This window comes from Streptomyces venezuelae ATCC 10712 (assembly GCF_008639165.1).
In the GTDB taxonomy this organism is placed as follows: Bacteria; Actinomycetota; Actinomycetes; order Streptomycetales; family Streptomycetaceae; genus Streptomyces; species Streptomyces venezuelae.
Window position 1 is genome coordinate 3,853,066 of sequence record NZ_CP029197.1, and the last position, 12,572, is coordinate 3,865,637.

At 72.1% G+C, this 12,572-nt stretch carries 10 protein-coding genes; 6 read left to right on the forward strand and 4 right to left on the reverse strand.

Going from position 1 to position 12,572, the window contains the following annotated elements; all coding sequences use genetic code 11:
* Positions 1 to 113 precede the first annotated feature (113 nt).
* Complete coding sequence (locus DEJ43_RS17665) at positions 114 to 1,589, forward strand: APC family permease (RefSeq protein WP_041662617.1); 1,476 nt, start codon at positions 114 to 116, stop codon at positions 1,587 to 1,589.
* A gap of 78 nt (positions 1,590 to 1,667) precedes the next feature.
* Positions 1,668 to 2,657, forward strand: coding sequence for a hypothetical protein (locus DEJ43_RS17670; protein WP_071891379.1), 990 nt, complete (start codon positions 1,668 to 1,670; stop codon positions 2,655 to 2,657).
* 28 nt (positions 2,658 to 2,685) lie between these two features.
* On the opposite strand, the gene DEJ43_RS17675 is transcribed toward DEJ43_RS17670, so the two are convergent.
* A complete protein-coding gene (locus DEJ43_RS17675) occupies positions 2,686 to 4,737 on the reverse strand; it encodes a PhoX family protein (RefSeq protein WP_041664021.1) in 2,052 nt (683 codons plus the stop codon).
* Between the two features lie 256 nt (positions 4,738 to 4,993).
* Between DEJ43_RS17675 and DEJ43_RS17680 the strand changes: the two genes are divergently transcribed.
* Positions 4,994 to 6,937 (forward strand): VWA domain-containing protein, encoded by a 1,944-nt coding sequence (locus DEJ43_RS17680; protein ID WP_041662618.1) that lies wholly within the window; start codon positions 4,994 to 4,996, stop codon positions 6,935 to 6,937.
* On the opposite strand, the gene DEJ43_RS17685 is transcribed toward DEJ43_RS17680, so the two are convergent.
* Both DEJ43_RS17685 and DEJ43_RS17690 read right to left on the reverse strand, forming a co-directional pair.
* On the reverse strand, positions 6,934 to 8,019 hold the full coding sequence (locus tag DEJ43_RS17685) for a sensor histidine kinase (protein WP_015034752.1): 1,086 nt from the start codon (positions 8,017 to 8,019) through the stop codon (positions 6,934 to 6,936). The two genes, DEJ43_RS17680 and DEJ43_RS17685, sit on opposite strands and share 4 nt — an antisense overlap.
* Positions 8,016 to 8,672, reverse strand: coding sequence for a response regulator transcription factor (locus DEJ43_RS17690; RefSeq protein ID WP_015034753.1), 657 nt, complete (start codon positions 8,670 to 8,672; stop codon positions 8,016 to 8,018). Before DEJ43_RS17690 ends, DEJ43_RS17685 begins: the two co-directional genes overlap by 4 nt.
* 67 nt (positions 8,673 to 8,739) lie before the next feature.
* Here DEJ43_RS17690 and metG point away from each other — a divergent pair, with 67 nt between their 5' ends.
* Positions 8,740 to 10,347, forward strand: a complete 1,608-nt coding sequence (gene metG, locus DEJ43_RS17695; protein WP_015034754.1) for a methionine--tRNA ligase — start codon at positions 8,740 to 8,742, stop codon at positions 10,345 to 10,347.
* An 85-nt stretch (positions 10,348 to 10,432) separates the two neighbouring features.
* Here metG and DEJ43_RS17700 read toward each other — a convergent pair whose 3' ends face one another.
* Positions 10,433 to 10,771, reverse strand: coding sequence for a DoxX family protein (locus tag DEJ43_RS17700; protein WP_015034755.1), 339 nt, complete (start codon positions 10,769 to 10,771; stop codon positions 10,433 to 10,435).
* A gap of 139 nt (positions 10,772 to 10,910) precedes the next feature.
* Here DEJ43_RS17700 and DEJ43_RS17705 point away from each other — a divergent pair, with 139 nt between their 5' ends.
* Positions 10,911 to 11,369 carry a hypothetical protein gene (locus tag DEJ43_RS17705; protein WP_015034756.1) on the forward strand — a complete coding sequence of 153 codons (459 nt, stop codon included), beginning with the start codon at positions 10,911 to 10,913 and terminating at the stop codon, positions 11,367 to 11,369.
* 311 nt (positions 11,370 to 11,680) lie between these two features.
* The gene (locus DEJ43_RS17710; protein WP_015034757.1) at positions 11,681 to 12,559 is read left to right on the forward strand and encodes a DNA-binding protein; all 879 of its coding nucleotides are present in this window, start codon (positions 11,681 to 11,683) and stop codon (positions 12,557 to 12,559) included.
* Positions 12,560 to 12,572 lie beyond the last annotated feature (13 nt).

Below are 12,572 nucleotides of genomic sequence, written 5' to 3' on the forward strand. Positions count from 1 at the left end.
GCGACTACGATGCGCTCGATCTCACCGTGATCCGCGCCCGCCGCCGTCGGCAACCGGCCCGGCGGACGGGCCACTTCGCCCTGCCTCACCCCCCGCGCCCCGAGGACCCCGCCATGCGCACCACCACGAACAGAGGGCTCCAGCCCAATGTCCTCGGCACCTTCGACACGATCGTGATGGCCGTCGCCGGCAGCGCCCCCGCCTACTCGATGGCCGCGACCACCGCCGTCCTCTTCGGCGCCGTCGGCCACGCGGGCCCGGCCGCCCTGCTGTACTGCGCGATACCGATGTTCGGCATCGTCCTCGCGTACGCCCGCCTCGGGCGGATCGACGTCAACGCCGGTGCCGGCTACTCCTGGGTGGGCCGCACGCTCCACCCCTTCCTCGGCTTCCTCTCCGGCTGGGCACTGGTCTTCGCCGCCACCGTCTTCATGGTGGCCGGCTCCCTGCCCGCCGGATCCCTCACCCTCTCGCTGATCGACGCCGACCTCGCCGACAGCACCCCGCTCGCCGCGGCCGTCGGCGCGGGCTGGTTCCTGATCATGCTGCTCGTGGTGCTCGGCGGCGCCCGGCTCACCGTCCGGGCCCAGCTGATCATGTCGGGCGTCGAGATGCTGATCCTGATCGGCTTCATCCTGGCCGCCGTCGCCCACCGGGGCCGGGCCACCGCCTTCGACTGGTCCTGGTTCGGCCTCGGCCAGTTCGAAGGACCGCAGGGCTTCGCCGCGGGCGCGCTGATCGCCGCCTTCTACTACTGGGGCTGGGACGTCACCAGCAACCTCAGCGAGGAGACCCGCAACAGCCGCCGCACCGCCGGCCTCGCCGCGCTCGTCGGCGTCGCCTTCGTCTTCCTCCTCTTCGTCGCCGTCACCGTCGTCGTCAACGTCCTGCTGACCGCGGAGGAGATCCGTACCGCAGGACCCAACGTCCTCGCCGTCATCGGCCAGCAGATCTGGCCCGGCGTCGGCGGCAAACTCCTCGTCGTGGCCGTCCTCCTGTCCACCGTCGCCACCCTGGAGACCACCCTCCTCCAGGTCACCCGCTCGCTCTTCGCCATGGGCCGCGACCGGACCCTGCCCGCCCCCCTCGGCATCGTGCACCGCCGCTGGAACACCCCGTGGGTCGCGATCACCGCCGTCGGCGGCGCGGCGCTGGTGATGTTCGCGGCCGCCGCGGCCGCGGGCTCCGTCCAGCAGATCCTCCGCGACGCCGTCTCCGCGATCGGACTCCAGATCGCGTTCTACTACGGCCTGGCCGGCATCGCCGCGATCGTCGCGTACAAGGCCGTCCTGTTCCGCTCCGTGAAGAACCTGGTCCTCGGCGGCCTCTGGCCACTGCTCGGCTCGGCCTTCATGCTCTGGGCCTTCGTCGAGTCCCTCGGCGAACTCTCCACCACCGCCCTCACGATCGGCCTCGGCGGCCTCCTCCTCGGCCTGCTCCCGCTGCTCGTGTACTGGCGCAAGGGCAGCGACTACTACCGCCCCGCCCGCCTCGACGCCCTGCGCGCCATGGCGGCCGCCGAAGGCTCAGGACCGGCCACCCGCGCCCGGACCGGAACCCGCGACCAGAGCTACGCAACGGATTTCTGACCCAGACCCTCACCAAGAGCACGGGAACGTACGCGAGTTACCACTTCTGACGGCAGCCGAACCCGAAGGAGGCCCCCGATGGCCGTACGCCGCCGCTCCACGCGCTCGGCGCGTCCGGAACGCTTCGCGCCCGACTTCGACCCGGACTTCGGGGACCGCGCCCTGACCGAGGCGCGCCACGACATCGTCATCGGCCGCTGGCAGGGCGTACGGGACCTGCTCGCGGCCACCGGAGACCACTGGGCCCGCCGCACCCACCGGCTGCGGCTCCTCTCGCACGCCGCCGCGGGCAGCTCCACGGTGGAGACCTGGCGGGCCGCCGAACCGGGCAACCCGGACGCGGCGGTGCTGCGGGCGGCGACCGAGGTGGTACGGGTCTTCGACGCGGCCATCGCCGCCGGCCGGGGCGCGGCGGTCGACCGGGGCCGCATCGACGCCGCCGTCGACGCCTGCCGGGGCGCGGCCGAGGCGGCACCCGCCGACCCGATGCCCTGGGTGTCACTGCTGTCGGTGGCCCGGCTGTACGAGGGCGGCGTGCCCCGGCGCGAACTGCGGCACTGGTTCGACGAGTTGCGGCGCCGCGACCCGTACAACACCGAAGGGCACATCCAGGTGCTGCGCTACTGGTCGGCGCGCTGGCACGGGACCCACGGCAGCATGTACGACTTCGCGCGGGACGCGGCGGGAGTGGCGCCGCCCGGATCGCCGCTGCCGGTGCTCGTGCAGGTCGCGCGGGTGGAGGAGTACCGCTACATCGCCGACGGGGCGCTGGGCCGCGGCCCGGTGCGCGGCTTCGACCAGCACTGGAAGCACGAGCTGGCGGTCACCGAGCTGCGGCGGACGCACGCCCGGTGGATCGGCGGCCGGGAACCGGGGACACCCGTGGCCCCGGAAGAGGTCGGCGACCTCAACTTCCTCGTCCACGCGGCCTGCTACGCGGGCCAGGTGGAGATCGCCCGGGAGCTGCTCGGCATGCTCGGCAGCCGGGCGGCCTGGGTGCCGTGGGCGTACACGGGGGACCCGGGGGAGCAGTTCGTACGGTTCCGGGAGGGCCTGGGGGTGGAGTGAACCCACTCCACCCCCGGGCGCCCCGCCGCTACAGACCGATGTCGCGGCCGTCCGTGCGCCAGACGGCGACGACCGACGGACGGACGATCCTGCCGGGTCCGTCCGGCCAGACCGAGGCCGGCTTCTCGACGGAGGCGCCGTCGACCTCGCCCGGGTGCTGCACGGCCACCAGGACACGGCGGTCCTGGATGATCGGCCCGCAGGTCTCGGCGCCCTTCGGCACGGTCAGGAACTGCTTGAGCTCGCCCCGGCGCTCGCCCTGCGTGGCGACGCCGAACAGGCCGTCGTGCGAGCCCAGCTGGGCGCCGTCCGTGGAGATCCACAGGTTGCCGTGCGGGTCGAAGGCCACGTTGTCGGGGCAGGAGATCGGGGAGACCTTCTCCTTGGGGTAGCCCGCGAAGTAGGTGGCCGGGTCGTTCGGGTCGCCGGCGACCAGGAAGAGGCGCCAGGCGAAACCGTCCGAGGACGGGTCGTCCCAGTTCTCCGCCAGTTCGAGGACCTGCCCGTGCTTGTTGAGGTTGCGCGGGTTCGCCTCGTCCGCGGGAGCCTTGCCGGCCTTGCCGCGGTCGGTGTTGTTGGTGAGCGCGACGTAGACGCGACCGGTGCGCGGGGACGGCTCGACGTCCTCGGGGCGGTCCATCTTGGTGGCGCCGACCTTGTCACCGGCGAGGCGGGTGAAGACGTACACCTCCTCGGCGGTCATGCCGGGGACGTGCGAGACATCGCCGGTGGCCAGCGGGATCCACACGCCCGATCCGTCGAACTCGCCGTCGTTGGGGTGCTTGCCCGTGCCGTCGATCTCCGCCGCCGGGGAGTCGCCGGTCAGCTTGGCGACGTACAGCGTGCCCTCGTCCAGCAGCGTCAGGTTGTGCTCGCGGGCGGCCCGCGAGGTGCCCTTCTTCATCCGCTTGCTGGAGACGAACTTGTAGAAGTAGTCGAACCGCTCGTCGTCGCCCATGTAGACGACCGGCCGGCCGTCGGCGGTCAGCCGCGGCTGCGCCGCCTCGTGCTTGAAACGGCCCAGCGCGGTGCGCTTGCGGGGCGTCGACTCCGGGTCGTACGGGTCGAGCTCGACGACCCAGCCGAAGCGGTGGACCTCGTTCGGCTCCTGCTTGAGGTCGAAACGCTTGTCGAACCGCTCCCACTTGCGCTCGGTGGCACCGGTGCCGACGCCGTAGCGCTTGTCGGTGGCGCTGGAGCCGTTCGCGAAGTACTGGTTGAAGTTCTCCTCGCCGTGGAGGGTGGTGCCCCACGGGGTGGTGCCGCCGGCGCAGTTGTTCAGCGTGCCGAGGACCTTGCGGCCCGTCGGGTCGGCGGACGTCCTCAGCAGGGCGCTGCCCGCGGCGGGGCCGGTGACCCGGAACTCGCTCGTCGTGTGCAGACGGCGGTTCAGGTAGTGACGGCCGACCGGGGTGAGCTTGCCCGTACGGTGCTCCTCCTGGACGACGACGACCGACAGGCCGTGCGCCGCCCAGGCGATCTCGACCTGCTCACGGGTCGGGTTCGCGGCGTCGTAGCCGCGGAACATCAGGACCTCGTCGGTGTACTCGTGGTTCGCGACGAGCACCTGACGGCCGTGCTCCCCACGCAGCGGCAGCAGGGAGAGGAAGTCGTTGTTGTAGCCGAACTGGCCGGCCTGGGCCTTCGCCGTCTGCTTCTCGGAATCGAAGGCGGGGGCGCCACGGAGGATGGGCTCGCCCCAGCGGATGACCACGTTCTGCGAGTAACCGGAGGGGACGGTCACCTGGTCGGCGGTGTTCGGCGCGACCGGGGTGAAGCGGAGACCACGGGCCCCGTCCGCCTTGCCGTGACCGTGCTTCTCGGGACGGGCGGCGACGGCCTCGGGCGCGGCGCTCAGCGCGAGGGCGCCGCCGGCGGCGGAGGCGACGGTCACGACGGCGGCGGCACGCAGCGCCGAACGGCGGGACAGCGCACCGGCTATGACATCGCCGACGTACTCGTTGTCGCTGGTGTTCGGCACCTCGTGGAAGCAGGCGTCACCACACCGGTAACGGCAAGTGAGAGCGGAACGGCCGCCTCCGTGGGGGTTGGTGCTCAGCAGCGGCAGCAGTTTGCGCACTTCGTCCTCCTCCGGCGCACACTGCGCCGACATGGTGTCGGGATTCCTTCGGCCGCGACGCTATGTGCGCACATCTGCACAGGGACGGCGACGGAGTGAACGCCGAATGAATGCACGGCAACCGGGGGCGACCGGGTCGCGGAGGAGCCGGAGGGCGGCCGCTAACCTTACGTGTCCGCCCTGGCCAGGGATGAACGTCCCGAAACGCCCAGTACGGACATTCACACGCACCCCACTCATGCGAAAGGGTTCGCCCATGGGTATTCGGAGCATGCTGCGCAAGGTGTTCGGCCGGGACCGCGAGGACACCCCGGCAACCTCCGCCGTCCCGCCCCAGACGCGTGAGACGCCGAAGTCCACCACCCCGGACACCCCGGAAGCCGCGGCCCGCCGAGCAGCGGACGACCTGGTGGCGGCGTCCTTCGACAACCCCCAAATCCCCCGCGCCCGCGCGAAGACGCGTGCGGCTGGGCCGGAGGCGGCGACGGTGACGGAGGGGGCGGCCTCGGCGGCCGAGACGACGGGGGGACCGGCCCCGGCGGCCGAGGCGGAGGGGAGTGCGGCCCCGGCGGCCGAGGCGACGAAGGGCCTGGCCCCGACGGCCGACGCGGCAGCGGAGAAGGCGGCCCCGGCGGCCGAGGCGGCCGTTGAGCCCCGGGGCGACGCGACTCCGGAGACGACGGCCGTCACCGCCGACGCGCCGGAGCCGACCGCCGAGGCGACGGAGGAGCCGGCCCCGGCGGCCAAGACGGAGGCCGCGGCTGACGCGCCGCAGGCGGAGGCGGACGCCACCGCGACGGCGGAGCCCGCGCCGGTGGACGCGAACGCCGACACCGCAGGTGCGGCCGAAGTCGTGGCGGACACCGACGCGGTCGACGCTGCTCCGGAGGAGCAGGCGGAGGCCGAAGCCGCGCCGCAGGCGACCGCCGAGGCGAAGGCCGAGGAGCCGACCGCCGCGACGGCGGACGCGGACGCGACCACGGCGGACGCCGAAACCGCCCCGCAGGAGCAGGCCGTGGACCCGGAGGCCGCTGCCGCCGACGCTGCTCCGCAGGAGCAGACGGAGGCCGAGGCCGCGCCGCAGGCGACCGCCGCCACGGAGCCCGAGGCGAAGGCCGAGGAGCCGGCCGCCGCGACGGCGGACGCGGACGCGACCACCGCCGACGCCGAAGCCGCCCCGCAGGAGCAGGCTGCCGAGCCGGAGGCCGCCGCCGCCGACGCGGTCGACGCTGCTCCGGAGGAGCAGGCGGAGGCCGAGGCCGCGCCGCAGGCGACTGCCGACGCTGAGCCCGAGGCCGTCCCCGAGGCGGAGGCCGAGGAGCCGGCCGCCGCGGCGGCGGACGCCGAAGCCGCTCCGCAGGAGCAGGCCGGGGAGCCGGAGGCGGCCGCCGACGCCGACGCGGTCGACGCTGCTCCGCAGGAGCAGACGGAGGCCGAGGCCGCGCCGCAGGCGACCGCCGCCACGGCGGACGCGGAGGGGACCACGGCGGACGCCGAAGCCGCTCCGCAGGAGCAGGCGGCGGCTACGGGGGCGCAGGTCCCCGCCCTCCCGCTCGCCAAGGTCAAGGCTGACGCCCCGCACCTCGTGGAGGCGTACAAGGCCGCCGGGGCGCAGCTCAAGAAGCAGGGGCTGGCGGGGGCGCGGGCTGCCGTGTATCTCGTCGTGGACCGGTCCGGTTCGATGCGCGGGTACTTCAAGGACGGCTCCGTGCAGCGACTCGCCGAGCAGGTCACCGCGCTGGCGGCGCACCTCGACGAGGACGCCACGGTCACGACGGTGTTCTTCTCGACCGACATCGACGGGACGGTCGACCTGACCCCCGCCGACCTCACCCCGACCCGTGTCGACGAGGTCAACGCCACCCTGGGCCGGCTGGGCCGTACCAACTACCACCGCGCGGTGGAGGAGGTCCTGGCGCACCACGAGAAGGCGGACGCGTCCCGCCCCGCCCTGGTCGTCTTCCAGACGGACGGCGCGCCGGAGTCGAAGACGGCCGCGACGCAGGCGCTGGCGGAGGCCGCCGGCCGCCCGCTGCACTGGCGGTTCGTGGCGTGGGGCGAGGAGGACAGCAAGGCCTTCGACTACCTCCGCAAGCTGGACGGCACGCCCCGTACGGGCACGTACTTCGCGGGCGCGACCCCGGTGGAGACGGCGCACCCGGCGTTCTACCGGGGGCTGCTCGCCGGCCTGGAGTTCTAGGCCGGGCTCGTGGTGGCGGTGACCGGCAGGGTCACCGTCACCACGAGTCCGCCGCCGGCGTCCGCGTCGCGGGCCTCGGCGGTGACGTTCCCCCCGTGCGCCTCGGCGATCGACCGGACGATGGAGAGTCCGAGGCCGGCGCCCGGCCCCATCCGGTCGCGTCCTTCACCGCGCCGGAAGGGTTCGAAGAGTCCGGTGACCTCTGCCGCCGGGACGACGGGCCCGGTGTTGGTCACGGTGAGGACGCCGCTTTCGGCCCGTACGGTCACCGTGCCGCCGGGCACGTTGTAGGTGACGGCGTTCGCGACGAGGTTCCGTACGAGCTGGGCGAGCAGCACCCGGCTGCCCCGTACGACGCCTCCGTCGGCGACCACGTACGCGTCGGGGTATTCGTCCTCGGCGACGTCTCCGAGCGCCACGTCGTCCCGCTCGGCGAGCCCCCGTTCGCTGCGGGCGAGGAGCAGCAGCCCGTCGATGAGGCGTTCGCTGCGCCGGTTGCTGTCGAGCAGGATCTGCCGCACGTCGCAGCTGTCGTCGAGGCCCACCTGGATCGCGGCGCGCTGGGTGGCGAGGGGGGTGCGCAGTTCGTGGGAGGCGTTGGCGATGAACCGGCGCTGGCTGTCGAAGGCCGTTTCGAGGCGTCCGAGCAGCGCGTCGATGGTGTCGCCGAGTTCTTTCAGTTCGTCGTCGGGTCCGCTGACGGCGATCCGGTCGTGCAGGTTGCGTTCGGAGAGCCGCCGGGCGCGGGCGGTCATGTCGTGGACGGGCCGCAGGACGCGTCCGGCGGTCCACCAGCCGACGACGACGGCGCAGCAGGCCGTGGCGAGCAGGGCGAGGCTGGACCACATGAGCATCTGTTCGCGGGCGGCCCGGCTGATGTCGTCACCGAGTTCGTAGGCTTCGACGACCGCGACTCCGTCGGCGCGCGCGACGATCGCGTCGGTCTTGTCGTCGGTTCCGGCGAGGACGAGCAGGTTGACCACGAGGAGCAGTACGGTCCCGAGGACGAGGAAGGCTCCTCCGTACACGAGCGCGATCCGGGTCCGGATGGTCGATCCGGAGCCCAGGTAGGTTCCTGTCACAGCTGGTACCCGACGCCTTGCACGGTTCTGATCAGCGCGGGTTCGCCGATCTTGGCCCGCAGTTTGCTCATGCAGACCCGTACGGCCGCGGTGAAGGGGTCGGCGTGGGCGTCCCAGGCGCGGTCGAGGAGGTCCTCGGCGGAGACGGCGGCCCCGTCGGCCTCCAGGAGGATCTGGAGGACGGTGAACTCCTTCGGGGAGAGGTCGAGGTCCCGTCCGTCGCGGCTGGCGGTCCGCCGGACGGTGTCGACGCGGAGCCCGTACCGTTCGATGAGCGGCGGCAGCGGGGGGCGGGCGGCGCGGCGGCGCAGGGCGCGGACCCGGGAGACCAGCTCGGGGAACTCGAAGGGCTTGCCGAGGTAGTCGTCGGCGCCGAGGTCGAGCCCGGTGACGCGGTCTTCGGTGGTGGTGGCGGCGGTCAGCATGAGGATGCGGGTGGGGGAGCCTTCGGCGACGAGGCGGCGGGCGATGTCGTCGCCGTGGACGCGCGGCAGGTCGCGGTCGAGGACGAGGACGTCGTACGGGTGGAGGCCGAGGTGGTCGAGGGCGGTGTCGCCGCTGTGGACGGTGTCGACGGCGAAGCCGGCCCGTCGCAGTCCGGTGGCGACGAGCTCGGCGAGGGGTCGTTCGTCCTCGGCTACCAGTACACGCATGCCCCCATCCTCTCCCCGCCGTATATGGATGTGAGTGGATCTTCGTCGGCCCGTTAGGATTTCGACCATGGCGGCCACTGGATCCGAGAAGCAGGGGGCGAAGGCGTTCTACGTCACGACCCCCATTTACTACGTCAACGACGCTCCTCACCTGGGCCACGCCTACACGACCGTCGCAGGCGACGTGCTCACGCGCTGGCACCGTCAGCGCGGCGAGAAGGTGTGGTACCTCACCGGCACGGACGAGCACGGTCAGAAGATCATGCGCACGGCCGAGGCGAACGACGTCACGCCCCAGGCCTGGTGCGACAAGCTCGTCGAGGAGGCGTGGAAGCCCCTCTGGGAGCACCTGAACATCGCGAACGACGACTTCATCCGCACCACGCAGAAGCGTCACACGGACCGCGTCCAGGAGTTCGTGCAGGACCTGTACGACAAGGACGAGATCTACAAGGGCGGCTACGAGGGCCCGTACTGCGTGGGCTGTGAGGAGTACAAGCTCCCCGGCGACCTCATCGAGGCGGAGGACGGCACGAAGCTGTGCGCCGTCCACAAGAAGCCGGTGGAGATCCTCAAGGAGGAGAACTACTTCTTCAAGCTGAGCGCGTACGGCCCGAAGCTCCTCGAGTTCTACGAGGCGAACCCGGGCTTCATCCAGCCGGAGTCGGCGCGCAACGAGGTCGTGAACTTCGTCAAGCAGGGCCTGGAGGACCTCTCCATCTCGCGCTCGACGTTCGACTGGGGCGTCCCGGTGCCGTGGGACGAGAAGCACGTCATCTACGTGTGGATCGACGCGCTGCTCAACTACGCGACGGCCGTCGGCTACAACGAGAACCCGGCGAAGTTCGACGAGACCTTCCCGGCGAACGTCCACCTCATCGGCAAGGACATCCTCCGCTTCCACGCGGTGATCTGGCCGGCGATGCTGATGGCGCAGGGCCTGCCCGTGCCCGGCCGGGTCGCGGCGAACGGCTGGCTGATGGTCGGCGGCGAGAAGATGTCGAAGTCGAACCTGACCGGCATCAAGCCGCAGGACCTGACCTCGCACTTCGGCGTGGACGCGTACCGCTGGTACTTCCTGCGGGCGATCGCGTTCGGCCAGGACGGTTCGTTCTCGTGGGAGGACTTCACCGCCCGGTACACGTCCGAGCTGGCGAACGACTACGGCAACCTCGCCTCGCGCGTGGCGGCGATGGTCGGCAAGTACTTCGGCGGCGCGCTGCCGGCCTCGACGGCCGACGGCGACGCGGAGAAGGCGATCCACGAGGGCCTGGCGAAGGCGGTCTCGGTCGCGGACGTGAAGATCGGCGAGGAGCTGGACTTCCAGGGCGGCATCCTGGCGATCTTCGACTTCGTGAAGCAGGTCAACGGCTACATCACGGAGCAGGAGCCGTGGAAGGTCGCGAAGGACGAGTCGGAGGAGGGCCGGGCCCGCCTGGCGACGATCCTCTACACGGCCGCCGAGTCCCTCCGCGCCGTCGCCGTCCTCCTCAACCCGATCATGCCGGAGACCTCGCAGGCGCTGTGGGAGTCCCTCGGCGCGGAGGCCTCCCTGGGCACCCTGGCCGCCCAGCCGGTCCAGTCCGCCGCCACGTGGGGCCAGCTCCCCGCGGGTGCGACGGTGACGAAGGGCGCGGTGCTGTTCCCGCGCCTTGAGGAGCCGAAGAAGGACTGACGGCGCCTGATGTCCGCCTGACGTCCGCCTGTCGTACGACGAAGGCCGCCACCCCGGCACCGCGGGGGTGGCGGCCTTCCGCCTGTCAGGCAAGGGCGAGAGCGGCGACGGCGGGGGCCATGTAGACCAGCGGGAACGGCACGTGACCGTAGGACCGGGCGCGGAGCACGGTGATCACGGCCCCGGCGAAGTACAGGATCAGCCCGATCGCGGCGAGGGTCCCGATCACCGGGACCCAGATCCCGGCGACGAGCCCGACGGCCCCGGCGACCTTCGCGGCCCCGAGCAGGTTCCACCACGCCCGGGGCACCCCGTACTCGGCGAGCGGCCCGACGACGTACGCGGCCTTGAGGAACACCGAGAGCCCCGAGAACCCGGCCATGAACGCGGCGACGGCGGTGACGACGATGGCGGTGGTGGACATGGCGTGGGCTCCTTCAGCCGCTCCGAAATCCGCCTCGTTCGAGCCGGACACAGCACTGACGGAACGGGGACGGGAAGTGTGACGGCCTCCGTAGGATTTCTTCCGCCCGAGACCCGCCGACCCAGGAGGGGACGCCCTGATGTCCGATGCCACGCCCGACTGGCAGAGGAGACTCGAAGCGTGCGGGCTCCGGGTCGAGGGGCGGGACACATCACCTGACCTGCCCGACGTCCGCCGGGCCCACCTGGCCTGGGCGGGGTACGAGGTGAAGCCGAGCGCCACGGTCAGCCATGCGCGGCCCGACGCGGCGGCGGAACTGGACCGCCTCTGGACCTCCTTGGCGGAGTCGGCCGGCCTCCGCACGGAGGAGGACGAGTTCTGCATGCTCGCACCGGGTCCGGGCGGTCACGGGACCGGCTGGATCCGCGTGAAGGACCTCATCGTCACCGGTCTCCCCTCCCGCCTCCTGAGCGACGCAGGTCTGGGGGAGTTCATGGCCGTCTCCGTGGACGGCCGGGTCATGTGCGCGGTGTCCGACGAGGAGTACGACAAGTGGATCGTCGTGCATCGGTTCGACGAGGACGCCGACGGCGCCTGAGGCAGACGGCGTGGGCCGAGTCCGACGTCACCGGTCGACCGGCGTCCAAGTGCTCGGTCGCCGGTGGGGCGGGCGGTCTCCTCAAGGACGACCACGGGGAGAAAGAAACCGAACCGAACCCCACCCCTCCGCCCCGCCGAGGCCACGCTCACTCGCTTGAGTGAATATGCCCAAATCGGCTGGCCATAGGGAGGGTTGCTTGATCTACGCTCAGCGCGACACACCACATCACTGCCGACATACGTCGGCCCCCGCCGGGACGGCAATCCCGATGCGAGGGCCTGACCACCAAGGAAGAGAACAGCTTCCCGATGGGTATCAAGAACACTAGCGTGCGCCCGCACGCCCAGTCCCGTAACGACGGGAAAAGCCACCCTTCTCAGTGCGGCGGCGTCACCCACGACAACATCCGCCACACCACCCGCTTCACGGTGGTCGGCAACCATCTCGCCCAGCACGACGAGCTGTCGCTGACGGCGATCGGCCTGGCCGTCCACATCCAGTCGCTCCCCACCGGCGCCCAGGTCGACATCAACAGCCTCGCCCGGCGCTTCCCCGAGGGAAAGACCCGGATCGCCGGCGCCCTGCGCGAACTGGAGGCCCACGGCTACCTGCGGCGCACCCGCTTACGGACCGAACAGGGCCGCATGATCACCCGCACCGTCTCCTGCAACCACCCGGGCCGGACGGCCGGCGAGGACGGACCGAGCCACCCGCCCCGCCCCCGGCGGGCCGCCGAGAAACCACCACCCCGCCGCGCCCTGCCCACCGAGGCCGAAAAACCACCGCGCCGCCGCGCCCTGCCCGCCGTACCGCAGCCCGTGTACCCGGCGCCGGACCTCCTCCAGACCGCCCTCGGCGTCCTCTCCGGCCTCCGCCGCACCGACCCGAGGCTCCTGATCTCCGCCACGGACGCCGAGCACCTCGTCCCCGGCGTCGCCGCCTGGCTCGAACGCGACCTCACCCCCGAGGCCGTCCACCGCGCCCTGACCACCGCCCTGCCGCCGGAGCCCCTCCACCGCCCGGCCGCCCTCCTGGCCCACCGCCTGACGGCCCAGCTCCCACCCCTGCCGCCCTTCCGCCCGGAGAAACCCCCGGCGAGACACCCCCTCCAGAACTGCGACACCTGCGACCGCGCCTACCGCGCCCCACAACCGGGCACGTGCGGCACGTGCACCCCCATGACGTGACAAACCGAGCCCA

Coding starts and splice junctions, on each gene's coding strand:
- DEJ43_RS17705 (WP_015034756.1), top strand. CDS start 10,911: ATGTCCGATGCCACGCCCGACTGGCAGAGGAGACTCGAAGCGTGCGGG.
- DEJ43_RS17680 (WP_041662618.1), top strand. CDS start 4,994: ATGGGTATTCGGAGCATGCTGCGCAAGGTGTTCGGCCGGGACCGCGAG.
- DEJ43_RS17700 (WP_015034755.1), bottom strand. CDS start 10,771: ATGTCCACCACCGCCATCGTCGTCACCGCCGTCGCCGCGTTCATGGCC.
- DEJ43_RS17665 (WP_041662617.1), top strand. CDS start 114: ATGCGCACCACCACGAACAGAGGGCTCCAGCCCAATGTCCTCGGCACC.
- DEJ43_RS17690 (WP_015034753.1), bottom strand. CDS start 8,672: ATGCGTGTACTGGTAGCCGAGGACGAACGACCCCTCGCCGAGCTCGTC.
- metG (WP_015034754.1), top strand. CDS start 8,740: ATGGCGGCCACTGGATCCGAGAAGCAGGGGGCGAAGGCGTTCTACGTC.
- DEJ43_RS17670 (WP_071891379.1), top strand. CDS start 1,668: ATGGCCGTACGCCGCCGCTCCACGCGCTCGGCGCGTCCGGAACGCTTC.
- DEJ43_RS17710 (WP_015034757.1), top strand. CDS start 11,681: ATGGGTATCAAGAACACTAGCGTGCGCCCGCACGCCCAGTCCCGTAAC.